Below are 23,164 nucleotides of genomic sequence, written 5' to 3'. Positions count from 1 at the left end.
TGGGCGGCGTCTATAGCGCGTTTTCGCGGCGCTGGGTATGGGGCCTGCCGGTGGCCCGGCAAGCGGCCTAGTCCGTTGCCTCGATCGGATCGAGGGGAACGACGATCCGTTGCCGGAATCTGCAGAAATCGGCGATCCACCGTGCGGTTCGCCCGGCCTCTCTGCTGATTCTCACGGCCATCGGCTTCCTCTGCCTTGCCATAAGCCCGCTCGCGGTCCGCGCAGCATCGCGTTCCTGGTCAAGCAGGCTTGGCAGCTTTCCGCCGACGAACTGATCCTGTGCGCACAGCGCCGGAACAAGTTGGTAGATGGTCTTGCCGGCCGACATGATGGGGTTGAAGATGAGATCATCGACAGCAATGCTGACCTGCGCCGTTGCCTCCAGAAAGTCGCGCGCCGTTCGCCGCGAGAGCAGATAACCCCCGGCCCCCGGATGGCCCTTGCGGAGCCGGACCATGGAAAAGCCATGTCCGGCAGAGGCCCTTCTCCTCTGGATCACGGTTGTGGAGAAGAACGTCTCGAGCTTCACGACGTCCGCGTCTGCCGGCACCCAGTCCGTATCATCCAACAACATACCGGCCTTGCCGGAGAAGACCATATCGTCCTCGAACACGGCGCCATAAGGGGCGTCGTCCTCGGCGATGATCGTCCAGCAGGCACGATGGCTATGCAGGCAGGCGATCTCGCTGCCGGAAAGCGGCCGAATGGCGTGTATTGCGTGCTGTGGCTGCAGCACCAGCTCGGGATGTTCCTTGCTATCGATTGCCGCGACCCGCTCGAATCCGATGCCAATACGGGCGAACTCCGCTGTCATATGGGCAAGCCGAGAGGGAGATCGATCGAGATTGATAACCAAGCGTTTCATTTTACGAGCTATTTTGTATGAAAACTTTTTGTACGAAATCGTAACGTTCACAGGAACCGCCAAGCACCGCGGGAGCCTTCTGGCACAGGTGACGTTGTGGTTTGTTGATCGTCTCTGAAGTGGATATTATGCCACAATCAGAAAAACAAGCTTTTAAACCCGGCCATCTTCCCAGGATTACCGGGGGATTACATGTTGCGGGCGGCAGGGGGAATTTTCTATTCAAGGTCACTGGCGGCAAGACGGAATTCGTCCGGAGCCCAAGATTTTCCTCGGTAGCTCAAGCAGTTTCCGACCGTGGGTGTCGGATAGGCTGGTTTTCACGGATGTCTATGCGCGTTGCGGCCGCGCCGGGTATCAGGCCCTGCGCTACGGAATGTGGGCTTTTTCTGGGCGAACAGCCCGGTCGGGCCCCCAAAATGCGAAAAATCGGCACAGCCCTTGACCTTCCAGTTACTGGAAGCACTACCTCAGCGCCGAAGCACAGGCACAGAGGCATTTGGAATGACGCATTCAGACCATGATCACCACGGCGGCCACCACACACACGACACCCATGGCAGCTGTTGCGCGCCGAAAGGCGCAGCCGTGGATGCGGTTCTGCGCGATCCGGTTTGTGGCATGACCGTGGATCCGGCCGCCGGCAAGTCGACATCGGAGCATGGCGGCCGCCTCTATCATTTCTGCAGTGAAGGTTGCCGTTCGAAATTCCAGGCCGAGCCGGAACAATATCTGACGGCCACCGACCCCGTCTGCGGCATGAGTGTCGACCGTGCCACCGCCAGGCACTTTGTCCGCCATGAAGGCCAGGGCTTCTATTTCTGTTCCGCCGGCTGCAAGGCGAAATTCGCTGCGGCACCGCAAGCCTATCTCAGCGACAGGCCGGCGCCGGTGCCGGCGCCCAAGGGCACGCAATATACGTGTCCGATGCATCCAGAGATCATCCGCGACAAGCCCGGCTCCTGCCCGATCTGTGGCATGGCGCTGGAACCGATGGGCGTGCCATCAGGCGATGAAAGACCAAATCCCGAGCTGGTCGATTTCACCAGGCGGTTCTGGGTCAGCGCGGTCCTGTCGATCCCGCTTCTGATCATCGCCATGACGCCGATGGCCGGCCTGTCGCTTGATAGTCTTGTCGATGATCGCACGAAGGTCTGGATCGGGCTGGTCCTGGCAAGTCCGGTGGTGCTCTGGGCTGCCTTTCCTTTCTTCCACCGTGGCTGGGAGTCGGTCCTCAACCGCAGCCCCAACATGTGGACACTGATTTCGCTGGGCGTCGGCGCGGCCTACCTCTACAGCGTCGTCGCCACCCTGTTTCCGGACATCTTCCCGCATCAGTTCCGCAGCCATGGCGGTGCGGTGCCGGTCTATTTCGAGGCTGCCGCCGTCATTGTCGCGCTGGTCTTCCTCGGCCAGGTGCTGGAATTGCGTGCCCGCGAAAAGACCGGATCGGCGATCCGCGCTCTGCTCGATCTGGCGCCCAAGACCGCGCGGCGTATCGCCGAAGACGGTTCGGAGACCGACGTGCCGCTGGACAGCGTCAAGGCCGGCGATCGCTTGCGCATCCGGCCAGGCGACGCCATCCCGGTCGACGGCACGGTGCTGGAAGGCCGTTCTTCCATCGACGAATCCATGATCACGGGCGAGCCGCTGCCGGTCGAAAAGGCCGAAGGCGACGCCCTCACCGGCGGCACGCTGAATAAGAACGGCTCGCTGATCATGCGCGCCGAGCGGATCGGAGCCGAGACCACGCTTGCGCGCATCGTCGAACTCGTCGCCAAGGCACAGCGATCGCGCGCGCCGATCCAGGGCCTGGCCGATCGCGTTTCCTTCTACTTTGTTCCGGCCGTCGTCCTTGTCGCCGTCGTGGCTTTCATCGCCTGGGCCGTCTTCGGCCCCGAGCCCAGCCTGATCTTCGCCGTCGTCTCGGCCGTCTCGGTGCTGATCATCGCTTGTCCCTGTGCGCTCGGTCTCGCCACGCCGATGTCGATCATGACCGCCACCGGGCGCGGCGCGCATGCCGGTGTGCTGATCAAGGAAGCCGCCGCGCTCGAACGCTTCGCCTCCGTCGACACGCTGATCGTCGACAAGACCGGCACGCTGACCGAGGGCCGGCCGAAACTGACGGATGTTGTCGCAGCAAACGGCTTTTCCGAAGACGAATTGCTGGGGCTCGCCGCGAGCCTCGAGAAGGGCTCGGAGCATCCGTTGGCCGAGGCCATCGTCGAAGGTGCCGTCGCGCGCAGTGTAACCGTCGCCGATGCCATTGATTTCGAGGCGGTCACCGGCAAGGGCGTTTCCGGCACGGTGTCGGGCAAGACTGTCGCGCTCGGCAATGCCGCGATGATGCGCGACCTCGGCGTCGACGTTTCCGCCGTTTCGGCCAGTGCCGAAGCGCTGCAGGGCGATGGCAAGACGGCGATGTTCGTCGCCGTCGGCGGCAAGCTGGCCGGCATCGTCGCCGTTGCCGATCCCATCAAGGCGACCACTGCCGAGGCAATCCGGGCGCTGCATGACAGCGGCTTGAGGATCATCATGGCGACCGGTGACAATGAGCGCACCGCCAAGGCGATCGCCAAAAGCCTCGGTATCGATGAGGTTCGCGCCGGTCTGTTGCCGGAACAGAAGGCAGCCCTTGTCGACGAGCTACGCGGCAAGGGCAAAGGTGTCGCCATGGCCGGCGACGGCGTCAACGATGCGCCGGCCTTGGCCAGCGCCGATGTCGGCATCGCCATGGGCACTGGCGCCGATGTCGCGGTCGAAAGCGCCGGCATCACCCTGGTCAAGGGCGACCTTAATGGCATAGTCCGGGCACGTAAGCTCGCCCAGGCGACGATCGGCAACATCCGCCAGAACCTGTTCTTCGCCTTCCTCTACAATGTGCTTGGCGTGCCGGTCGCCGCCGGCGTGCTCTATCCGCTCACCGGCATGCTCTTGTCGCCGATGCTGGCGGCGGCGGCGATGAGCCTGTCCTCCGTTTCTGTCATCGCCAACGCATTGCGTCTGCGGACGTTGAAACTCTGATCGAAACCCCCAAATACGAAAACCAAGCAACAGGAGACCATGAATGACCTTGGCCAAGAAACTCGTGCTTTTGCTGATGGCGGCCGGAATGCTGCTCGCCGTCTTCCTCGAAAGCGTTCCGGCGCAGAGCGAAGAGATGAAACATAACATGGCCGGTATGGCGATGGGTGCGCAAAGCCCTGCCACCGTTGGCTACAAGAAGGCGATGGACAAGATGCACAAGGACATGATGGTCAAATACACCGGCAATGCCGATGTCGACTTCGTCCGCGGCATGATTCCGCACCATCAGGGTGCGATCGACATGGCCAAAGTCGAGCTTGCCAATGGCAAGGACCCGGAAATCCGCAAGCTGGCCGAAGGCGTCATCGCCGCGCAGGAAGCCGAGATCAAGCAGATGCAGGACTGGCTTGCCGCTCATCCGGTGAAGTAGGCTTCCTGCAATCGCGAAGGCGGCGAGAAGGCCCTCTGGATTTCTCGCCCGGCCTGTGCTGCGATCCGGCCCCAACTGGAGCCCGCCATGCCATCGATCGTCAGAACCACTACGCTGCCCTCCGGCGAAGCCATTGCCGTTCTTGGCCAGGGCACGTGGAAAATGGGCGAGGATTCGCGGCGCCGTGCCGATGAGGTCAGCGCGCTCAAGCTTGGCCTCGACCTTGGCATCACGCTGATCGACACCGCCGAAATGTATGCCAGCGGCGGCGCCGAGGAGGTGGTGGCCGAAGCCATTGCCGGGCGCCGCGCCGAGGTCTTCGTGGTCTCGAAAGTGCTGCCATCAAACGCGTCGCGCGCGGGCGTGCAGCGCGCCTGCGAGAACAGCCTGAAGCGCCTGCGCACCGACCGCATCGACCTCTATCTCTTGCATTGGCCGGGCAGCGTGCCTTTGGCGGAGACGGTCGAAGCCTTCGAGGCCTTGAAGAAGGCCGGCAAGATCCGCCATTGGGGCGTCAGCAATTTCGACACCGAGGAGATGGAAGAGCTCACCGGCTTGCCCGATGGCGGCAACGTCCAGACCAACCAGGTGCTTTACAATCTGGTCCGTCGCGGCCTCGAGTTCGATCTGGCGCCCTGGAGCCGACAGCGCGGCATTCCGCTGATGGCCTATTCGCCGGTCGAGCAGGGCGCGTTGGCGCGCAACAGCAGACTTGAAGCCGTCGCCGCCCGCCACGGTGCGACCCCTGCACAAATCGCCTTGGCTTGGGTGATGCAGCAGGAGGGCGTCATCGCCATTCCGAAAGCCAGCAGCCAGCAGCATGTCCGCCAGAATTTTGCCGCGCTCGACATCGAGCTTACGCCGCAGGATCTCGCCGATCTCGACCGCGCTTTCCGGCCACCAACGCGCAAGCGCGGGCTGGAGATGATCTGAGCGGCGATGAAGTTGCCAATCTCCCCCACGAGGGGGGAGATTGGCGGTTCCTGTGCCGCCGCCCGGATGGCAGAGGTGCCTACTTCCCCGCCAGCCCTTTCAGCCGGTAGAGCGCCTCCAGCGCCTCCCGTGGCGTCATCTCGTCGGGATTGATATCGCCGAGCGCGGCACCCAGCGCATCGCTCTTTACCGGCTTCGGCGCTTCGCGCTTCATGGCCACCGAAAACAGCGGCAGGTCGTCGACCAGCCGGTTGGTCTTGCCCGAAACCTCGCCTTCCTCCAATTGGTGCAGCACCTGTTTGGCTCGGTCGACCACCGCTTCGGGCAGGCCGGCGAGCCGCGCCACCTGCACGCCGTAGGAGCGGTCGGCCGCACCTCTGCCGACCTCGTGCAGGAAGACGACGTCGTTTTCCCATTCCTTGACCCGCATGGTGACGTTATGGAGCCGCGTCAGCTTGCCGGCGAGCGAGGTCATTTCGTGGAAATGGGTGGCAAAGATTGCCCGGCAGCGGTTCTTCTCATGCAGGTATTCCACCGCCGCCCAGGCGATCGACAGGCCGTCGAAGGTGGCGGTGCCGCGGCCGATCTCGTCGAGGATCACCAGCGCCCGTTCGCCGGCCTGGTTGAGGATTGCCGCCGTCTCGACCATCTCGACCATGAAGGTCGAACGGCCGCGCGCCAGATCGTCGGAAGCGCCGACGCGCGAGAACAGCCGGTCGACGACGCCGATATGGGCCGATGTCGCCGGCACGAAGGAGCCAGTCTGGGCCAGGATGGCGATCAGCGCGTTTTGCCGCAGGAACGTCGATTTACCGCCCATGTTGGGGCCGGTCAGAAGCCAAATGGCACCGTTCTTGGCGCTACCCTCCGGTGACAGGTCGCAATCATTGGCCACGAACGGGCCTTCGCCGGAGCGGCGCAGTGCCTGCTCGACCACCGGATGCCGGCCGCCGGCAATCTCGAAGGCAAGGCTGGAATCCACCACCGGCCGGCACCAGGCCTCGCTTTCCGAAAGTAGCGCAAGCGCCGCCGACACATCGATCACGGCGAGCGCGTCGGCGCCGGCACGGATTTTTTCTGCTTCGCCGACGGCTTCCGCCATCAGCGCATCGAATGCCGCCAGCTCGATGCTCAGCGCCCGGTCGGCGGCATTGGCGATCTTGGTCTCGAGTTCGGCAAGCTCGGTCGTGGTGAAGCGCATGGCATTGGCCATGGTCTGGCGGTGGATGAAGCGCGCCTTGGCGCCATCGCTGCCGGTCATGATCGCATGGTGGTTGGCGGTCACCTCGATATAGTAGCCGAGCACATTGTTGTGCCGGATTTTTAGCGAACGGATGCCGGTCTCCTCGATCAGCGAGCGTTCCAGCCCGGCGATCACTTTTCGCGACTCGTCGCGCAGCGCCCGCATCTCGTCGAGTTCCGGGTGGTAACTGCCGCGAAGGAAGCCACCGTCGCGCTTCAACAGCGGCAGTTCCTCACTCAGCGCCTGCATCAGATGCCGGGCAAGCGCCTGGGGCAGCGCTTGAATAGCGGCCATTGCGCCAGCCAATTCCTGGGGCAGGGCAGTCGCGGCAAAAATCTCGGCGATGGCACCGGCCGCCTCGAAGCCGGCACGCAGCGCGCCGAGATCGCGCGGGCCGCCGCGGTTGAGCGCCAGCCTGGACAGCGCGCGCGGCATGTCGGCGACGCTCTTCAGGCTCGTCCGCACTGCCTGGCAAAGCCGGGTTTCGGAGCGGAAGAACGACACCGAATCGAGGCGCGCACCGATCGCTGACGGATCGGTCAGCGGCGCCATCAGCCGGTCGGCGAGCAGCCTTGCGCCGCCACCGGTCACCGTGCGGTCGATCGCCTTGAACAGCGAACCGTCGCGGCTGCCGGACAATGTGCGCAAGAGCTCGAGATTGCCGCGCGTCGCCGGATCGATGAACAGCGTCGAGCCCTGCTCCTCGCGCTCGGGCCGCGACAGTGGCGGCCGCTCGGCTTTCTGCGTCTTCTCGACATAGGCGATGGCGCCCGAGATCGCCGACAGTTCGGCGCGCGAAAACGTACCGAAGCTGTCCGGCGTCGCCACATCGAAGAAACGGGCGATGCGCCCGGTGGCCGAGGCCGAATCGAACAGCGACGGCGGCTGCGGATTGGCGACACGGCCGAGCATGTCGAACACCGGCTTCAGCTCCGGATCGTGAAACACCGGCTCGGCGACGATCATCTCGCGCGGATCGACACGGAAGATGTCGGCGAGCAGCCGGTCGGCGGTGGTCTCGGCAACGCGGAAGGCGCCAGTCGAGATATCGATCCAGGCCAAGGCAAAGCTGTGGTCGCTGCCGCCCTTCACCCGACCCAGCGCCATCAGGAAGCTCGATTCCGACGGTGCCAGCAATTTGTCCTCGGTGATGGTGCCCGGCGTCACCAGCCGCACCACATCGCGACGCACCACCGATTTGGAGCCGCGCTTCTTGGCTTCGGCCGGATCCTCGATCTGCTCGCAGACGGCGACGCGGAACCCCTGGCCGATCAGCTTCTGCAGATAGTCGTCCGCGGCATGCACCGGCACGCCGCACATCGGGATGTCATGGCCCTGGTGCTTGCCGCGCTTGGTCAGCACGATGCCGAGCGCCCGGCTCGCCTTTTCGGCATCGTCGAAGAACAGCTCGTAGAAATCGCCCATGCGGTAGAACAGCAGCGAATCCGGGTTCGCCGCCTTGATCTCGATGAACTGCTCCATCATCGGCGTGACGGCGGCAGCGCCGGGCTGTGGCGGCGTCATCACCTCGGGGGCGTCGGGCTCGTTCGGGCTGTGCATGTTCATGGCTGGGCACGCTAGCAGATGTGGTGGCCGGGTTTAATGCCGGGGCTTCGAAAAGCAGGGGACGACGGAGACGACCAAGTACCCGCATTTTCCCGTCCGATCCGCGATTCCGGCGCGCTGGCGGTTTACACGCGGCGGCGCGTGGTCTTAATTCGGACCGAAACAAAGCACCCGCTTCAAGGAGGTGCTGCACCGGCGAGGAAATCAAAAGCATCATGGCCAGGAAAACCGAGAACAGCGGTCCGTCCGTCAGCGCGCAGGAAGCGCTCGAATTCCATGCTATGGGCCGGCCCGGCAAGCTGGAAATCGTCGCCACCAAGCCGATGGCCACGCAGCGCGACCTCAGCCTCGCTTACTCGCCAGGGGTCGCCGTTCCGGTGCGCGCCATCGCCGAGGATCCCAGCCGCGCCTTCGACTACACGACGCGCGGCAACATGGTTGCCGTCATCTCCAACGGCACCGCCATCCTTGGCCTCGGCAATCTCGGTGCGCTGGCCTCCAAGCCGGTGATGGAAGGCAAGGCGGTGCTGTTCAAGCGCTTCGCCGATGTCGATTCCATCGACCTCGAGGTCGACACCGAGGACGCCGACGAGTTCATCAACTGCGTGCGCTTCCTCGGGCCGTCCTTCGGCGGCATCAACCTGGAAGACATCAAGGCGCCGGAGTGCTTCATCATCGAGCAGCGGCTGCGCGAATTGATGGACATTCCGGTCTTCCACGACGATCAGCACGGCACCGCCATCATCTCGGCCGCCGGCCTGATCAACGCGCTGGAAATCACCGGCCGCGACATGAAGACCACGAAAATGGTCTGCAATGGAGCCGGTGCCGCCGGCATCGCCTGCATCGAGCTGATGAAGGCGATGGGCTTCGCGCCCGAAAACATCATCCTGTGCGACACCAAGGGCGTCGTCTTCCAGGGCCGCACCGAAGGCATGAATCAGTGGAAGTCGGCGCATGCGGTCAAGACCGACACGCGCAGCCTCGCCGAGGCGCTCGATGGCGCCGACGTCTTCCTCGGCCTCTCGGCCAAGGGCGCACTGACCACCGCCATGGTGCAGTCGATGGCCAAGAACCCGATCATCTTCGCCATGGCCAATCCCGACCCGGAAATCACGCCGGAGGAAGTGGCCGAAATCCGCACCGATGCCATCATGGCGACCGGCCGTTCGGACTATCCGAACCAGGTCAACAACGTGCTCGGCTTCCCCTACATCTTCCGCGGCGCGCTGGATGTCAGGGCCACCACCATCAACGACGACATGAAGATCGCGGCGGCCAGAGCGCTCGCCGAACTGGCGCGCAAGGACGTACCCGACGATGTCGCTGCCGCTTATCAGGGCAACCGGCCGAAATTCGGCCCCAACTACATCATCCCGGTACCGTTCGACCCGCGCCTGATCTCGGCAATTCCTCTTGCCGTGGCCAAAGCGGCGATGGAGTCGGGCGTCGCCCGCAAGCCGATCCTCGATCTCGACCGCTATGCGCAGGAACTGTCCGCTCGCCGCGACCCGATCGCCTCCACCTTGCAGCGTATCTACGACCGCGTGCGCCGCCAGCCAAAGCGCATCGTCTTCGCCGAGGGCGAGGAGGAGCAGGTGATGCGCGCCGCCGTCTCCTATGTGAACCAGAAGCTCGGCACCGCCATCCTGCTTGGCCGCGACGACGTCATCAAGGAAAACGCCAAGCACGCCGGCATAGACCTCAACAAGCAAGGCATCGAGATCATCAATGCCCGGTTGTCGCGCCGCAACGGCATCTACACCGACTATCTGTACGAGCGCATGCAGCGCAAAGGCTTCCTGTTCCGTGATTGCCAGCGCCTGATCAACAACGACCGCAACCACTTCGCCGCCTGCATGGTGGCGCTGGGCGACGCCGACGGCATCGTCACCGGTGTGACCCGCAACTATTCGACAGCGCTCGACGACATCCGCCGCGTCATCGACGCCAAGCCCGGCCACCGCGTCATCGGCGTGTCGATCGTGCTGGCGCGAGGCAAGACCGTGCTCGTCGCCGACACCGCCGTGCACGACATGCCGAATGCCGAGCAGATCGCCGACATCGCCGAGGAAGCGGCAGGCTTCGCCCGCCGCATGGGCTACGAGCCGAGGCTCGCCATGCTTGCCTACTCCACCTTCGGCCATCCCCAGGGCGAACGCTCAGAGCGGGTCCAGGAAGCGGTGCGCATCCTCGACAAGCGCCGCGTCGATTTCGAATATGATGGCGAAATGGCCGCCGACGTCGCGCTCAATGCCCGCGCCATGGCGCAATATCCGTTCATAAGGCTGACCGGCCCGGCCAATGTGCTGATCATGCCGGCCTTCCACTCGGCCTCGATCTCGACCAAGATGCTGCAGGAACTCGGCGGCTCGACGGTGATCGGCCCGCTGCTGGTCGGACTGAACAAGCCGGTGCAGATCGTTTCGCTGAACGCGAAGGACTCAGACATCGTCAACATGGCGGCGATCGCGGCTTATACGGCGGGGACTTGAGGGCATAAAATATTGCGACTGGTTCGTTCGAGTCAGCGTGAATCAATTTTTCTGACGATGGGTCTAGACCCATTGTCAAAATTTTCCCTTTGCGGGAACGAAAATCGGCGACTATTAGGAGAATCCTCTCCAGCACGAGGATTTTCTCCTATGACCTTCCTTCAGTTCTCATACTTGATGATCTCGGCGTCCTACATTGCTGCAGTCGTAGCCCTGTACTTGGGTGGGCATTGAGCATTAATTGTGAAGCGCTGGCACTCAAATTGCTCCAAACTGCTTTAAGAGTTCGAGCTGTTTTTTCAGCTTCTCCGTATCCAAACTGGAGTCGAGCGTAACATTTACGTTAAAGATGGCGCGCGGTATGGCGTGCGCCGTCTCAGCCGGCAAAGCAGCTTCGCGGCCTGTATTAGTGTCTTGGCCTCCGTTGGCATTTTCAAAGTCAGTTTTCGTGTCAAGGTTTGCATCAGGGGCCTCATCTGCTGCTGCCCCATCTTGCAATCCGAGGTTATCATCCGCAGGGCGGCCATCGTCTGATGTTGCCCCAATGCCGTTTGATGCAACATGGGTGACACGGTCACCGTCAACCGTTACCAAGCGAGCAAGCTGCATGCCAGAAATGTACAGTTCAACACATGTTTCGGTCTCATCTGGATGGATTTTCAAATCTGCGGCACGTTGCTTAAGCTTTGATTTTGTTACTATATCCCCATGAAAAGTGTCAAAAAGCGTTTTGAAGACGGTCGGCTTTAATATCGCCTCTTGATACAGAGGTATAAGTTCTTCCTCCGGCGCGGCGGAAATTTTCTTAGCCAAATCACCAGCGATGAAACTGGACTTCACATCTCCCTTAAGGAGCCCATACTGCCTTAGTGCGGAAATGCGAACACGCCCCTTGCCGCTCTTGGCGCCCACAACTCCGGAAAAGATAATGTCCATTGGTTGTGCACTTGTATGAGTCTTACTGACCAATTTTCGTGCATACCCGAGTGCATCCTGCAGCGCTATTCGGGGAAAGACAGAGCCGCCCTTTCGTCCGCCTTTTGGCATTTGTCGCTTCTTTGTTTCTTCGGCGGTCATAGGTCACCCCTTAGCGACGTGAGTAGGTCTTCAAGCCCTGCTTTGTAGGATTTAGAGAAATCTGCGTATTTCTTATCCGCAATGATCTGAGGAATTGGCGAGTCGTCGAGTTTCAACGGCAAAATGTGGACTTTTCGCCTCTGGACTTCATTTACAAGCGCGTTGTTCAGTTCCTTTTGGACCCATGGTGAATTTGCAGAGTGATTGCTCATTCCAATCAGGAAAAAATCAGCGCCTGCTAGACCCTGCGCGATCTTCTCGGGTATAGAGTCCCCAACTCGTATTCGTTGCTCATCAAGCCACACGTCAATTCCATTCGCCGTAAGGTCGGCGGCGAGTTGCCGAATAAAAGGCTTGTCCGCTGAACTGTGAGATAAAAACGCTATGCGACGGCTGCTATCTTCTCTATGACGCAGCTCTTTCTTGTTCTCTGCTTGGTCTACGAGGTCTTCGGCGAGCAGATCTGGCTGAAGCGCCCCAAGTGATTGAGCCCATTCAATTAATGGATTTAAATCAGCGGGGACAAATGGTGCGATTCCTGCAATCGTAGCAGCTTTACGAAGCGCAACATCTGATCTGTCGCCTAATCTCAGAAATTGACGAATCCCGGTCAAGAGTGGCAGTCGGACGAGCGCCTCCTTAACTACGGCTTCTTTCTGTTCTTTCGACCCCTTGTAGGGATAAGGAAGCAACAAGGCATAGCTATTGCCAACACTGTCAACCAAGCCGATCTGAATAGCGTTCTTCAAGAGCTTTCCTGCTGTTCGAGGATCGATCCCCGCAAACTGGGCGACCTGCCCGTTGGAGGGTGTTTCCAGCCAAGCAACTGCGTCTAGAGCAGAAAAAAGTGAATCAAGCTTCGCTGGCTCAAACCGTTGCGAATTTGCAGATGTCGAACGTTTTCTCGGATGAGATTTCTTCGAAATAGTTCTCTTAGACGCGCTACTCGCCATTGGTTTTTCCCCGCACCGTCTAAATTTTAGTATGGTAGAATGACGGCGCCCCATCAGTATCTTACAGGCATCACTCTCAGTGCCGCAATACGCAGATAAGAAGCACTGCTCCTCTCTGCGAATTGTATCTGATAGTCATCGGTCGCGAAAAACGGCGGCTAGCAGCCTGCAATCTTCCCGCCGAATTTGCGGGTTAAATCGCCGAAACCCATAAGAGATTGATAAGATTCAGCTGATATAGGAAAGCTCTTGCCGACATGCCGTGACGGCATCCACGGCGCGCTCAGACCGCTAAATGGGGGTGCGGCCATGCAGCATGACGGAGTTTCTGTATCCGTGGTCGGCCAGGGAGCCTACCACGACGAGCGGCTGGACGCCTTGCTCAGCATCACCGGCCGCATGGACGGTTATCTCTACCGTTGCCGCAACGATGCGTCCTACACCATGCTCTATATCAGCGACGGCATTTTCACCGTCAGCGGCTATCGGCCGAGCGATTTCATCCACAACGCGGTGCGCGACTATGTCTCGGCCATCCACCCGGATGACCTGCCGTCGGTCTATGCCGCCGTCGACGCCGCGCTCGAGGCGCGCTGCAACTGGAACGTCGACTACCGCATCGTGCCCAGGGTCGGCGAACCGCTCTGGGTCCGCGAGATCGGCGGCGGCGTCTGGGACGAAGCCGGCGAACTCGAATTTCTGGAGGGTTTCGTCGTCGACATCAGCGATCGCAAGGTCGTCGAGGACCTCAACGCCCAGCTGGTCCTGGATCTGAAGACCGCCAACGAGGAACTGTCCGCGCAAAAGCGCGAGATCGAGGTGGCGAAGCAGCAGAGCGACCATTCGGCCAACCATGATGCCTTGACCGACCTGCCCAACCGGCGTGCCTTCCACAACGAGCTCAAATCGGTGGTCGCACGCTGCGGCGCCACCGGCGAGGCAGCCGGGCTTCTGTTCATCGACCTCGACCGGTTCAAGGAAGTCAATGACACGCTCGGCCACGAGGCCGGCGATGCGCTGCTGCAGCGCGTGTCGAGCCAGCTTCGCTCGATCCTGCGCAGCGCCGATTTCGTCGCCCGGCTTGGCGGCGACGAGTTCGCCTTCCTGTTCTCGGCCGACACCGAACTGGCACAGCAGAAGGCGGTGCGCGTCGCCGAACGCATCCTGGAAAGGTTGCGGATCAAGGTTCCGACGCCGAATGGCGCCATCCAGGTCGGCTGCACCGTTGGCGTGGCCATGTATCCGGCGGAAGCCGCCGATTCCGAAGCACTGATCGCACTCGCCGACCGGCTGATGTACATCGGCAAAAAGAGCGGCCGCAACCGGTTGGTCACCGCCACGGAAATGGCGCCGCCGTCCGGGTCTGACCTTCGCAAGACCGCCTGAGCGCCATCAAGGGCGCGCGCAGAAGCCCTCAGACCATCCCCATCGCCTGCTTGTGGCTGGCGATCTCCAGCAACAGCCACTCGCGGAACCGCTTGATGCCAGCCGAGCCGCGATGGCCCGGCTTTTGCTGCAGGCAATAGCTTTCTGGAATTGCGTGCCGCACTGGAAACGGCGCCACCAGTTGGCCGCTGGCCAGCAGGTCCTGCGCCATGACGTTGTCGACCAGCGCGACGCCGCCGCCATTGACCGCCTCGCGCACGGCCAGCGCCGGGTCGTGGAAGATCGGACCCGATTTCGCGTCGACCTTCAGGCCTTCCGTCTCGAACCATTCCTCCCACCAGGCGGTGGTGTTTTCGTGCAGCAGCCTCTGTCCGGCGAGATCGGCTGGCGTCCTTGGCGCGTTCGGACCGGCAAGCAGGGTCGGCGCGCAGACAGGGAAGATCACCAGTGACACAAGCTGGATGTAGTCCGCATTGCCGGCATCGGCGGTGAATAGCACACGCAGGTCGGCGCTTGGATTGCCGCCCCGGTTCTGGTCGTCATGGATCGATACGTCGAGTTCGAAATCCGGGTTCGCCGCGCGAAAACGCGGCAGCCGGTCGGCGAGCCACAGGTTCATGAAGGTGGCGTTGATCGACAGCGAGGCGCGCTTGGCGGCAACGGGCCGGCCATGGCTGCCCATCTCTTCGGTGGCATTCTCGATCGACCTGAAGGCAGTGGAGAGCCGGCGGGCAAAGTGGGTGGCTTTCGGCACCAGCGTCACCTGCCGGATGCCGCGCTCGAACAGCTCGATGCCCAGCGCCTGTTCCAGGGATCGGATATGCCGGCTCACCGCCGAGGGCGTCAGCCGCAACTCGTCGGCGGCCTCCTTGAAGCTGTGCAGGCGCGCCGCCGCTTCGAAAGCCCGGATCGCATTCAACGAAGGCAGCTTCATCGGCAAAGACAAAACTTGAGATGAGTTTTTGTCAAGTATGACGGACAAAAATGCCGTTTGTCGGGTCCCGCCGAACGGGCAATTCTCGCGCGATCCGAACCCCTGGGAGACCGCGCCATGCGCCATCTTGCCACCCTTGCCGCATCGATGTTCGCCCTCTGCGCCCTGACGGGCGGTGTCCTGGCCGGCGAGGATAAGACCGTCAACATCTACTTCTGGTACGATTACGTGCCGGCCGACACGATCGCTGAATTCGAGAAACAGACCGGCATCAAGGTAGTCTACGACACATTCGATGCCGTCGAGATGCTGACGACCAAGGCGCTGACCGGCGGCTCCGGCTACGATTTGATCATGCCGGGCGCGGCGATCGTCGGCCAGTACATCAAGGCCGGAGCCATCCAGAAACTCGACAAGGCACAGCTTCCCAACGCCGGGGGTCTCAATCCCGACATCATGGCCTTCCTGGCCAGGCAGGATCCGGGCAACGCCTATGCGGTGCCTTACGCCTATGGCACGACAGGCATCATCTACAACAAGGCGGAGATCGCCGAGCGGATGAAGGACGCCCCGGTCAACAGCCTCGACATGATCTTCAAGCCGGAGGTGGCGAAAAAATTCCAGGATTGCGGCATCGCCATGGTCGATTCCCCCGAGGGCGTGATGTCGATCGCGCTCAACTATCTTGGCTTCGATCCGTTCTCGACCGACGAGAGCGAGATCAGGAAGGCAGCCGATCTGCTGACCGCGATCAAGCCTTACATCAGGCATTTCAAATCCGGTTCGATCATGGGCGAGATGGCGGCCGGCGACCTCTGCCTGGCGCTTGGCTGGAGCGGCGATGCGATCGGCGCGGCGACCAAGGCGGTGGATGCCAAAAGCGGTGCCGATATCGGCTATTCCATCCCCAGGGAAGGCACGGAAATCTTCTTCGACGTCATCACCATCCCGGTCGATGCGCCGCACCCCGAAAACGCCGCGGCGTTCGTGGATTTCCTGATGAAGCCGCAAATTGCCGCCCGCTTCACCAATGCGACGCTCTACCCGAACGCGGTCGAGGCGGCGGCGCCGATGATCGACGAGACCGTTCGCGACAATCCCGACATCTATCTCTCCAAAGAGACGATGAAGCATCTGTTCGCCGCCCAGCCGCGCGACCAGAAATCGCTGCGCCTGGTCACGCGGCTGTGGACCGGATTCACCACCGGAACGAACTGATCCCCGGCCTGTTCAGGCTCAACACCTCCCCCCAGCAAAAGAAGTGATCGATATGCTTGAATCCCTGCCGCGTTCGCGCCAGACCGACGATGCCGTTTTCGGCAAGAATATCTATGGCGGCTCGCACGAGCCGGTCTATGGCGGCGTGCTGTCCTTCATGCGCCGGAGGCTGACCCGCAACCTCGACGGTGTCGATGTCGCCGTCTGGGGCATCCCCTTCGATGCGGCCGTGTCCAACCGTCCGGGCGCCCGCTTCGGCCCGCAAGGCGTGCGGCGCGCCTCGGCCATCCTGGAAGGCGACCCGCAATATCCTTTCCGCGCCGACCCGTTCGAAAAGCTGGCGGTCATCGATTATGGCGATTGCGGCCTCGATTTCGGCCGGCATGACGAAACGCCGTGGCAGATCGAGGCGCAGGCAAGCGAGGTCGTCGATGCCGGCGTGACGCTGCTGTCGATCGGCGGCGACCACTACGTCACCTGGCCGCTGCTCAGGGCGCATGCGAAGAAGCATGGGCCGCTGGCGCTGGTCCAGTTCGACGCCCACCAGGATACATGGCTCGACGAGGAAAAGCGCATCGACCATGGCTCGTTCGTCGCCAGGGCGGTTGCCGAGGGCCTGATCCTGCCGGAGCGTTCGATCCAGGTCGGCATCCGCACCCACGCGCCGGACAGCTGCGGCCTTGAAATCCTGCACGGCGAAGATGTTGCCGAGCTCGGCGTGGCCGGCGTTGTCGAGCGCATCAAGGCGCGTGTCGGCGATGCCGGAACCTATCTGACCTTCGACATCGACTGTCTCGACCCGGCCTTTGCCCCGGGCACCGGCACGCCGGTCGCGGGTGGTCTTTCGTCACGCGAGGCGCTGATGATCCTGCGGCGGCTCGGCTCGCTCGATATCGTCGGCGCCGATGTCGTCGAAGTGGCGCCGGCCTATGACCACGCCGACGTCACCTCGATCGCCGGCGCCGCCGTGCTGCAGCACTATCTTGGCCTGCTTGCGGAGAAGAAAAGCTAAGCAATTCCAGGAAAAGTGTGAAGCGGTTTTCCGTCCGGAATTGCGTGAAAACAAAGAGTTAGAGCGGTTCGCCGTTTCCGTGAAACGGTGAACTGCTCTAGCCCGGCGCGAACACCCGCGCCGCTTCGACCACTTCATCGATCTGGTCCTGACGCAGCAGGTCGATCGGAATGCGGCCGTCGAGTTGCGCCGCCGGGCGTGTCAGCCACAGCCAGGCGAGCCTCGGATTGCCGATCAGGGACTGGACGTCGCTAATGCCCGCCACCGGCCTGCCGTCGACGAACTGCGCCAGCGGGAAGACGTGTTTGCGGCCGCCCTTGCGCAAAGCGATGACGTCGCCGCGCCTTTGCCAGCGATGCAGGGTCGAGCGGGCGATGCGCAAATTCCCTTCCAGATAGGTCGAGCCGGCGACCCGGCCGGCCCAGTCCTCGATCAGCATCGATTCGAGGTCATCGGGCTGCGGCGATACAGGAAGCGCCTCATCGGCCAGCAAAGCCGTCGGCAGGTTTGTGGTCCCGGCTTCGCTGCGGCGCGCGGCTTCCGCCGCCAGCGCGCGCACGAATTTCGAGGCAAGGCCGGGAAGATCGGCATGGATGGCGTCGATGGCGCGCTGGTGCTTTGGCGACAGCAAGGTGACGGCGGATGCTATGCTGCCGGCGATCTTGCCGACCGAGACCACGGTGGACTGGTTGATCGCCTCGTCATAATGGGCAAGCGCGCGTTCGACGTCCTCCGCGACCATCTCCGCGAAGTCGTCCTGTCCGAGACCGGTAGTCTGAAATCTGCTCATGCATCTGTCTTCCGGCCGCGCGCGCTCCTCCCTCAGCCGCGGCCGATTGCTGAATGTCTAGTGCGGAAAACGGAAATCATGGCGGCAACAGATCGCGCCGCCCGACAGCTTGCTGTCTTGCATCTTTCAACACCCCATCTGACTCGGGCATCCCGAAATGTCAGTCACGGGACGCTCTCGATTTCGTGTAGGAGCGATATGTGACAATCACGCGACGGTGAAGTTGCCAATCTCCCCCTTGTGGGGGAGATGCCCGGAAGGGCAGAGGGGGGCGCGAAGGATCGCTACGTAGCGATGCCTGCGCCGTGCCCCGCACTCTCGGCAGGCGTCGCACCCTGAAGCCATGAAGTAAGCATTGGAAATGCCGGCGGGACAGCGCCCCCCTCTGGCCTGCCGGCGTTCGTCGTTCGGAAAGCCAAGCAATTGGCTTTCCGCCCGCTTCGCGGACCACTCCTCAACCCCCACGAGGGGGGAGATCGCCTGTTACAACAACCCAGCCAGTTCCGCCTCGCGGCGCAGATTCTGCCTTGGCCTTGGGCCGATCTGCTGGATCACCAGTCCGGCCGCCAGTGAGCCGAGGTCGCCGCAGGTTTTGAGGTCGCGGCCTTGCGTGTAGCCATGCAGGAAACCGGCGGCGTAGAGGTCGCCGGCGCCCGTCGTGTCGACCAGCTCCCGGATCGCGGTCGCCTTGATGACCACGGTCTCGTCGCCGCGCACGATGACCGAGCCTTTTTCCGAGCGCGTCACGGCGGCTATTCTGCAGTCCTTGCGGATCTTGGCCAGCGCCTCGTCGAAGGACGAGGTCTGGTAGAGCGATTTGATCTCGTGGCTGTTGGCAAAGACGATGTCGACCGTGCCCGAGCGCATCAGGTCGAGGAATTCGTCGCGGTAACGGTCGACGCAGAACGAATCCGACAGCGTCATGGAGACTTCGCGGCCTGCCGCGTGGGCCAGCCTGGCCGTCTGCCGGATCGCCTCCTTGGCGCGCGGCGGATCCCACAGATAGCCTTCGAAATAGGTGACCTTGGCGCCCGAGGCCTTGTCGGCCTCGACATCTTCCGGTCCGAGTTCGACGCAGGCGCCGAGATAGGTATTCATCGAGCGTTCGCCGTCGGGGGTGACGAAGATCATCGAGCGCGCGGTCGGCGGCTCGCCGGTGAGCGGCTTGGTGTCGAAGGCGACGCCTTGCGCATGGATGTCATGCGCGTAGATTTCGCCCAGCGCATCGTTGGAAACCTTGCCGAAGAAGGCGGCGCGTCCGCCGAAGGAGGCGACGCCGGCCGCCGTGTTGCCGGCGCTGCCGCCGGAGGCCTCGATCGCCGGGCCCATGCGGCTGTAGAGCAGTTCGGCGCGTTGCGTGTCGATGAGGTTCATCGCGCCCTTGATGATGCCGTTGGTCTCGAGGAAGTCTTCCTCGCACTGGGCGATGATGTCGACAATGGCATTGCCGATGCAAAGCACGTCATAATCCGGCATCAATGTCTCCGCCAAAAACCCGAGCCGGCTTCTTGCCACGCTGGCCGGGCGCGGGTTTAGCGATTCGCGACGGCTTTGCCTAGGGTATGTTGAGATTCAGCTGATGCCGGCCCGACCTGAATTGCAACACACCCTGGGAGCGCCACATGCCAGGCGCTACGACAATTCGACCGTGGCCGAAACATTTCGTCTGGGTGTCGCTTACAAGCTGGCTCTGCCGATCACTTCTCGAAGGCGAGCCAGTCTCCATGTCTACAAAGAACGGGCCGACCAAAAACGATACCACAACCGACCTGGCGTTGCTTGGCGTGCTAGCTGTGCTGTGGGGCGCCTCCTACACCTTCATCAAGATCGGTGTCGAAACGATCCCGCCGGTCACCTTCATCGCCGCCCGCACCTTGATCGCCGGCGGCATCCTGTTCGCCATCATCCGCTGGCGCGGGCTTGCCATGCCGCGCGACGCGGCCACCTGGCGCCGCTTCGCCTTCCAGGCCTGCCTCAACAGCGTCATACCGTTCACGCTGATCGCCGCTGCCGAGCGCTCGGTGGATGCTGGCCTGGCCACCATCCTCAACGCAACTTCGCCGATCTTCACCTTCCTCTTCACCGCGCTCATCACCCGCCATGAGCCGGTGACGGTGCGCAAACTGATCGGTGTCGGCGCCGGCATAGCCGGCATCTGCCTCATCGTCGGCACCGAGGCGCTGGGTGGTCTCGGTCACGAACTGCGGGCGCAGGTCGCCATCGTCGTGGCAACGATCTGCTATGCCGGTGCCGCGATCTTCGGCCGTGGCTTCAAGGGCCTCGATCCGATGCTGCCGGCGGCCGGGTCGATGCTCTGCGGCGCGGTCATGCTGGTGCCGCTAAGCCTGGTGGTCGACCAGCCCTGGCGGCTCGCGCCATCGACGGCGTCGATCCTGGCCCTGCTCGGCCTGTCGGTGTTCTCGACGGCGCTGGCCTTCGTCATCTATTTCCGCCTCATCCACACGCTGGGCTCGGTCGGCACGACGTCGCAGGCCTATCTGCGCGTGCCGATCGGCGTTGGCATCGGCGCCATCTTCCTCGGCGAAAGCCTGGGGCCAACGGCATGGCTGGGCATGGCCTTTGTCGTGGTCGGCGTTGCGGCCATGACGATCCCGGTTAGAAAGCCAGTGTTTGCCCGATAGCGATACGCGCTTGTGCTCGCGACCCGCGCTGCTTATCTCGGGGGCGTCCCGCCTTCCGGCGGTGTCCGCTGACCTGGGGGTTGAAGCACGGTGATTTTCGACGCTGCCCGCACCGCGGCCCTCGAGCTGCTCTCGCCGCCGTTTCGTGCCGTGTTCATCAAGACGCTGGGCCTGACCGTGCTGGCGCTGGTCGCCTTGTGGTTCGGCCTGACCAGCCTTGTCGAGTGGCTGGCCCTGCCATGGCTCCAGGCCTTGGTGCCCGGCATACCGTCCTGGGCCGGCTGGCTGGGCGGCATCATCGCGGCCATAGCGCTTGCCTTCGGCATGGCGCTGCTCGTCGCGCCGGTCACGGCGGTGATCGCCGGCCTGTTCCTCGACGATGTCGCCGAAGTGGTCGAGCGCACCGACTATCCACGCGACCCGATCGGACGTGCCATGCCGGCGCTGCGCTCGCTGGTACTGGCGATAAAATTCCTCGGCGTCGTCATTCTCGGCAACATCGTGGCGCTCATGCTTCTGCTGGTGCCGGGCATCAACATCGCCGCCTTCTTCATCGTCAACGGTTATCTGCTCGGCCGCGAGTTCTTCGAATTCGCCGCCATGCGCTTTCGCCCGGAGGACGAAGCCAGGGCCTTGCGCCGGCAATATGCCGGCACGGTCTTTCTCGCCGGGCTGGTCATCGCGGCCTTCCTTGCCGTGCCGCTGCTCAATTTGCTGACGCCGCTCTTCGCCGCCGCCATGACGGTGCATCTGCACAAGGCGGTTTCGGCGCGGGAAAGCCGCCGGTGAGCCCTTTTAATCCAGAGATTTGTCGAACAGCGCCTGCAATTTGCCGAACGGCATGGCGGCGCGGGTGAAGCCGAAGGTGCCGTCCTGCTGGATCTCGCGCGCCGCCGTCTCCAGCATGCCGTAAGCGAAATTGGTCAGCCACGGCCCGAGCGAAATGCGCTTGACGCCGGCCATTGCGAGATCGGCGATGGTGAAGCCAGGCTTCGCCATGACATTGACCGGCTTGCCGACTGCCGAGCAGAGCGTGCGCACCATCTCGACGTTGCCGATGCCCGGCGCATAGAGCACGTCGGCGCCGGCCTTCTCGAAGGCCTGCAGGCGCTTGATCGTGTCGTCGAGGTCGGACTTGCCCCAGAGAAAATTCTCTGCGCGCGCCGTGAAGACGAAATCGCGTTTCAGCGCCCGCGCCGCCTCCACCGCCGCCGCGACGCGCTCGACCGCATGCGCAAAATCATAGATCGGCTTGTCGGGGTCTCCGGTGTGGTCCTCGATCGAGCAGCCGGCAAGGCCGGCCGCCTCCGCCGCGAAGATGGTTTCGGCGGCTTGCTCGGCGCTGTCGCCCTTGCCTTTCTCGAGATCGGCCGAGACCGGCAGGTCGGTCGCCGCCGTCACCTCGCGGCAGTGATGGATCATCTGCTCGAAGGTCACGGCGCCGTCCGGCAGGCCGCGCGAAAAGGCAAAGCCGGCGCTGGTCGTCGCCAGCGCCTTGAAACCGAAGGATCCGAGCAGTTTGGTCGTGCCCGGATCCCAGGGATTTGGCATGACGAAGGTCGAGGCATGCAGGTCGCGAAAGATCTTGCCCTTGTCCATGAATGCTCCCCATGACGAGTGTCGGCGGATGCTATCGCGCTGTCTCGGGTCGGGCAAACGAATGCGCCTGGTTCAGAAGCGTTTCTCGTTCTCTGCTGACAATTTGGCGAGTGCGTCGGAATCCGCGACGTAGCGCGATGTCTTTTTGTCCCAGTGGTATGTGACCGAGATGTCGCGCGACGACGCCTCGGGCGGCGCGTCGTCGCAGCTTTCATCGCTCGGCACGGTGCTGTCGGTCACCGTCACCTTGACGGCTGCATAGGGCTGGCCGTCCGCGATGGCCTGGAAAGCCACATCCTGCTTGCGGCTGTAGGCGCAAAGCCTTTCGTCGAACGTGTAGATCATGTCGATCAACTCGAATCTGTCGTCGCGGACCATGATCAGCGGCGTGATCACATAGCCCTGGCTCGAATTGAAATGCGTGCTCATGGTGATGAGCATGTCGTCGCCGGCGCCGATCGAAAGCTTGTTCGGTTCGCGGAAATAGGTGCTGCGGTCTACCGCGACATTGGCCGCATCGAGCAGCTTCGGCTTGGCCGTGACGTCGTAGAGCGCCAGCACCGCATAGCCCTCGGCGCTGTCGGGAGAATCGCCGAGGTCGAACAGCATCGCCAGCCGGTCCTTGCCGCCGGCCCTGATGGGCAGCACAGCGGCATTGGGGAAACTGGATGTCTCGGGCGGCGAACCGCCGCCATCCGGTCCCGCGATGTGGCGCATCTCGATCGGCAATCCACCCTTGTAGAAGCCGTCCCCGTTCGCGGTGAGATCGGGAATGACCATTTTGGCCAGGTCGAGATAGGCCACATCGGTGTGGCCGGGCAGGGTGCTGTTGAGTTCGGGAAAGCTCACCGCTTGCGCGCCGGCCGCGGACCACAGAAACGGCAGCAGGATCAAGGCGAGGACGCGGAAAAGGTTCGTTGGCATGAAGTGCCCCCAGGATCAGGCCACTCACGGTAGCACGGGTTCCAGCATCGTGCAGCCGTGCCGGAACGGA

General features: G+C 62.6%; 18 protein-coding genes. 9 read left to right on the top strand and 9 right to left on the bottom strand.

What is annotated here, in order from left to right; genetic code table 11:
- Window positions 1–67 precede the first annotated feature (67 nt).
- Entirely contained in the window at window positions 68–865 is a 798-nt protein-coding gene (locus tag DBIPINDM_RS13285; protein ID WP_258587685.1) for a glycosyltransferase family 25 protein, read from the bottom strand.
- Window positions 866–1,369: 504 nt separating this feature from the next.
- Here DBIPINDM_RS13285 and DBIPINDM_RS13280 point away from each other — a divergent pair.
- From DBIPINDM_RS13280 to DBIPINDM_RS13270, 3 genes are all read left to right on the top strand, one after another.
- Window positions 1,370–3,889, top strand: coding sequence for a heavy metal translocating P-type ATPase (locus DBIPINDM_RS13280; protein ID WP_258587684.1), 2,520 nt, complete (start codon window positions 1,370–1,372; stop codon window positions 3,887–3,889).
- A gap of 43 nt (window positions 3,890–3,932) precedes the next feature.
- A complete protein-coding gene (locus DBIPINDM_RS13275; protein WP_258587683.1) occupies window positions 3,933–4,322 on the top strand; it encodes a DUF305 domain-containing protein in 390 nt (129 codons plus the stop codon).
- A gap of 87 nt (window positions 4,323–4,409) precedes the next feature.
- Entirely contained in the window at window positions 4,410–5,255 is an 846-nt protein-coding gene (locus DBIPINDM_RS13270; protein WP_258587682.1) for an aldo/keto reductase, read from the top strand.
- A 79-nt stretch (window positions 5,256–5,334) separates the two neighbouring features.
- Here the strand turns inward: DBIPINDM_RS13270 and mutS are convergent, their stop codons facing one another.
- Window positions 5,335–8,064, bottom strand: coding sequence for a DNA mismatch repair protein MutS (gene mutS, locus DBIPINDM_RS13265; protein ID WP_258587681.1), 2,730 nt, complete (start codon window positions 8,062–8,064; stop codon window positions 5,335–5,337).
- A gap of 215 nt (window positions 8,065–8,279) precedes the next feature.
- Here mutS and DBIPINDM_RS13260 point away from each other — a divergent pair, with 215 nt between their 5' ends.
- Window positions 8,280–10,559 carry an NADP-dependent malic enzyme gene (locus tag DBIPINDM_RS13260; RefSeq protein WP_258587680.1) on the top strand — a complete coding sequence of 760 codons (2,280 nt, stop codon included), beginning with the start codon at window positions 8,280–8,282 and terminating at the stop codon, window positions 10,557–10,559.
- A 258-nt stretch (window positions 10,560–10,817) separates the two neighbouring features.
- Here DBIPINDM_RS13260 and DBIPINDM_RS13255 read toward each other — a convergent pair whose 3' ends face one another.
- Together DBIPINDM_RS13255 and DBIPINDM_RS13250 are read right to left on the bottom strand one after the other, a co-directional pair.
- The gene (locus DBIPINDM_RS13255; protein ID WP_258587679.1) at window positions 10,818–11,636 is read right to left on the bottom strand and encodes a hypothetical protein; all 819 of its coding nucleotides are present in this window, start codon (window positions 11,634–11,636) and stop codon (window positions 10,818–10,820) included.
- A complete protein-coding gene (locus DBIPINDM_RS13250) occupies window positions 11,633–12,589 on the bottom strand; it encodes a toll/interleukin-1 receptor domain-containing protein (RefSeq protein WP_258587678.1) in 957 nt (318 codons plus the stop codon). The genes DBIPINDM_RS13255 and DBIPINDM_RS13250 overlap by 4 nt, the downstream gene beginning before the upstream one ends.
- A gap of 309 nt (window positions 12,590–12,898) precedes the next feature.
- Between DBIPINDM_RS13250 and DBIPINDM_RS13245 the strand changes: the two genes are divergently transcribed.
- On the top strand, window positions 12,899–13,975 hold the full coding sequence (locus DBIPINDM_RS13245) for a sensor domain-containing diguanylate cyclase (RefSeq protein ID WP_258587677.1): 1,077 nt from the start codon (window positions 12,899–12,901) through the stop codon (window positions 13,973–13,975).
- Window positions 13,976–14,003: 28 nt separating this feature from the next.
- Here DBIPINDM_RS13245 and DBIPINDM_RS13240 read toward each other — a convergent pair whose 3' ends face one another.
- Entirely contained in the window at window positions 14,004–14,894 is an 891-nt protein-coding gene (locus tag DBIPINDM_RS13240) for a LysR substrate-binding domain-containing protein (protein ID WP_258587676.1), read from the bottom strand.
- 132 nt (window positions 14,895–15,026) lie between these two features.
- Here DBIPINDM_RS13240 and DBIPINDM_RS13235 point away from each other — a divergent pair, with 132 nt between their 5' ends.
- Window positions 15,027–16,127 carry a polyamine ABC transporter substrate-binding protein gene (locus DBIPINDM_RS13235; protein WP_258587675.1) on the top strand — a complete coding sequence of 367 codons (1,101 nt, stop codon included), beginning with the start codon at window positions 15,027–15,029 and terminating at the stop codon, window positions 16,125–16,127.
- Window positions 16,128–16,179: 52 nt separating this feature from the next.
- A complete protein-coding gene (gene speB, locus DBIPINDM_RS13230; RefSeq protein ID WP_258587674.1) occupies window positions 16,180–17,139 on the top strand; it encodes an agmatinase in 960 nt (319 codons plus the stop codon).
- A gap of 97 nt (window positions 17,140–17,236) precedes the next feature.
- Here speB and DBIPINDM_RS13225 read toward each other — a convergent pair whose 3' ends face one another.
- Together DBIPINDM_RS13225 and DBIPINDM_RS13220 are read right to left on the bottom strand one after the other, a co-directional pair.
- Complete coding sequence (locus DBIPINDM_RS13225; RefSeq protein ID WP_258587673.1) at window positions 17,237–17,929, bottom strand: MbcA/ParS/Xre antitoxin family protein; 693 nt, start codon at window positions 17,927–17,929, stop codon at window positions 17,237–17,239.
- A 483-nt stretch (window positions 17,930–18,412) separates the two neighbouring features.
- Window positions 18,413–19,405 carry an adenosine kinase gene (locus DBIPINDM_RS13220; protein ID WP_258587672.1) on the bottom strand — a complete coding sequence of 331 codons (993 nt, stop codon included), beginning with the start codon at window positions 19,403–19,405 and terminating at the stop codon, window positions 18,413–18,415.
- Window positions 19,406–19,653: 248 nt separating this feature from the next.
- Here DBIPINDM_RS13220 and DBIPINDM_RS13215 point away from each other — a divergent pair, with 248 nt between their 5' ends.
- Both DBIPINDM_RS13215 and DBIPINDM_RS13210 read left to right on the top strand, forming a co-directional pair.
- Entirely contained in the window at window positions 19,654–20,571 is a 918-nt protein-coding gene (locus DBIPINDM_RS13215) for a DMT family transporter (protein WP_258587671.1), read from the top strand.
- Between the two features lie 90 nt (window positions 20,572–20,661).
- Window positions 20,662–21,360, top strand: a complete 699-nt coding sequence (locus tag DBIPINDM_RS13210) for a sulfate transporter family protein (protein WP_258587670.1) — start codon at window positions 20,662–20,664, stop codon at window positions 21,358–21,360.
- A 6-nt stretch (window positions 21,361–21,366) separates the two neighbouring features.
- Here DBIPINDM_RS13210 and DBIPINDM_RS13205 read toward each other — a convergent pair whose 3' ends face one another.
- Together DBIPINDM_RS13205 and DBIPINDM_RS13200 are read right to left on the bottom strand one after the other, a co-directional pair.
- Window positions 21,367–22,170: an isocitrate lyase/PEP mutase family protein gene (locus DBIPINDM_RS13205; protein WP_258587669.1), complete on the bottom strand. Its 804-nt coding sequence runs from the start codon at window positions 22,168–22,170 to the stop codon at window positions 21,367–21,369.
- A gap of 72 nt (window positions 22,171–22,242) precedes the next feature.
- Entirely contained in the window at window positions 22,243–23,094 is an 852-nt protein-coding gene (locus tag DBIPINDM_RS13200) for a hypothetical protein (protein ID WP_258587668.1), read from the bottom strand.
- Between the last annotated feature and the right edge of the window lie 70 nt (window positions 23,095–23,164).

The organism is Mesorhizobium sp. AR02 (assembly GCF_024746835.1).
In the GTDB taxonomy this organism is placed as follows: domain Bacteria; phylum Pseudomonadota; class Alphaproteobacteria; order Rhizobiales; family Rhizobiaceae; genus Mesorhizobium.
This window is presented reverse-complemented; position numbering and strand designations above follow the sequence as displayed.

Excerpts from the sequence above, each read along its gene's own strand:
- DBIPINDM_RS13285 (WP_258587685.1), bottom strand. The coding sequence starts at position 865 with ATGAAACGCTTGGTTATCAATCTCGATCGATCTCCCTCTCGGCTTGCC.
- DBIPINDM_RS13280 (WP_258587684.1), top strand. The coding sequence starts at position 1,370 with ATGACGCATTCAGACCATGATCACCACGGCGGCCACCACACACACGAC.
- DBIPINDM_RS13275 (WP_258587683.1), top strand. The coding sequence starts at position 3,933 with ATGACCTTGGCCAAGAAACTCGTGCTTTTGCTGATGGCGGCCGGAATG.
- DBIPINDM_RS13270 (WP_258587682.1), top strand. The coding sequence starts at position 4,410 with ATGCCATCGATCGTCAGAACCACTACGCTGCCCTCCGGCGAAGCCATT.
- mutS (WP_258587681.1), bottom strand. The coding sequence starts at position 8,064 with ATGAACATGCACAGCCCGAACGAGCCCGACGCCCCCGAGGTGATGACG.
- DBIPINDM_RS13260 (WP_258587680.1), top strand. The coding sequence starts at position 8,280 with ATGGCCAGGAAAACCGAGAACAGCGGTCCGTCCGTCAGCGCGCAGGAA.
- DBIPINDM_RS13255 (WP_258587679.1), bottom strand. The coding sequence starts at position 11,636 with ATGACCGCCGAAGAAACAAAGAAGCGACAAATGCCAAAAGGCGGACGA.
- DBIPINDM_RS13250 (WP_258587678.1), bottom strand. The coding sequence starts at position 12,589 with ATGGCGAGTAGCGCGTCTAAGAGAACTATTTCGAAGAAATCTCATCCG.
- DBIPINDM_RS13245 (WP_258587677.1), top strand. The coding sequence starts at position 12,899 with ATGCAGCATGACGGAGTTTCTGTATCCGTGGTCGGCCAGGGAGCCTAC.
- DBIPINDM_RS13235 (WP_258587675.1), top strand. The coding sequence starts at position 15,027 with ATGCGCCATCTTGCCACCCTTGCCGCATCGATGTTCGCCCTCTGCGCC.
- speB (WP_258587674.1), top strand. The coding sequence starts at position 16,180 with ATGCTTGAATCCCTGCCGCGTTCGCGCCAGACCGACGATGCCGTTTTC.
- DBIPINDM_RS13225 (WP_258587673.1), bottom strand. The coding sequence starts at position 17,929 with ATGAGCAGATTTCAGACTACCGGTCTCGGACAGGACGACTTCGCGGAG.
- DBIPINDM_RS13220 (WP_258587672.1), bottom strand. The coding sequence starts at position 19,405 with ATGCCGGATTATGACGTGCTTTGCATCGGCAATGCCATTGTCGACATC.
- DBIPINDM_RS13215 (WP_258587671.1), top strand. The coding sequence starts at position 19,654 with ATGTCTACAAAGAACGGGCCGACCAAAAACGATACCACAACCGACCTG.
- DBIPINDM_RS13205 (WP_258587669.1), bottom strand. The coding sequence starts at position 22,170 with ATGGACAAGGGCAAGATCTTTCGCGACCTGCATGCCTCGACCTTCGTC.
- DBIPINDM_RS13200 (WP_258587668.1), bottom strand. The coding sequence starts at position 23,094 with ATGCCAACGAACCTTTTCCGCGTCCTCGCCTTGATCCTGCTGCCGTTT.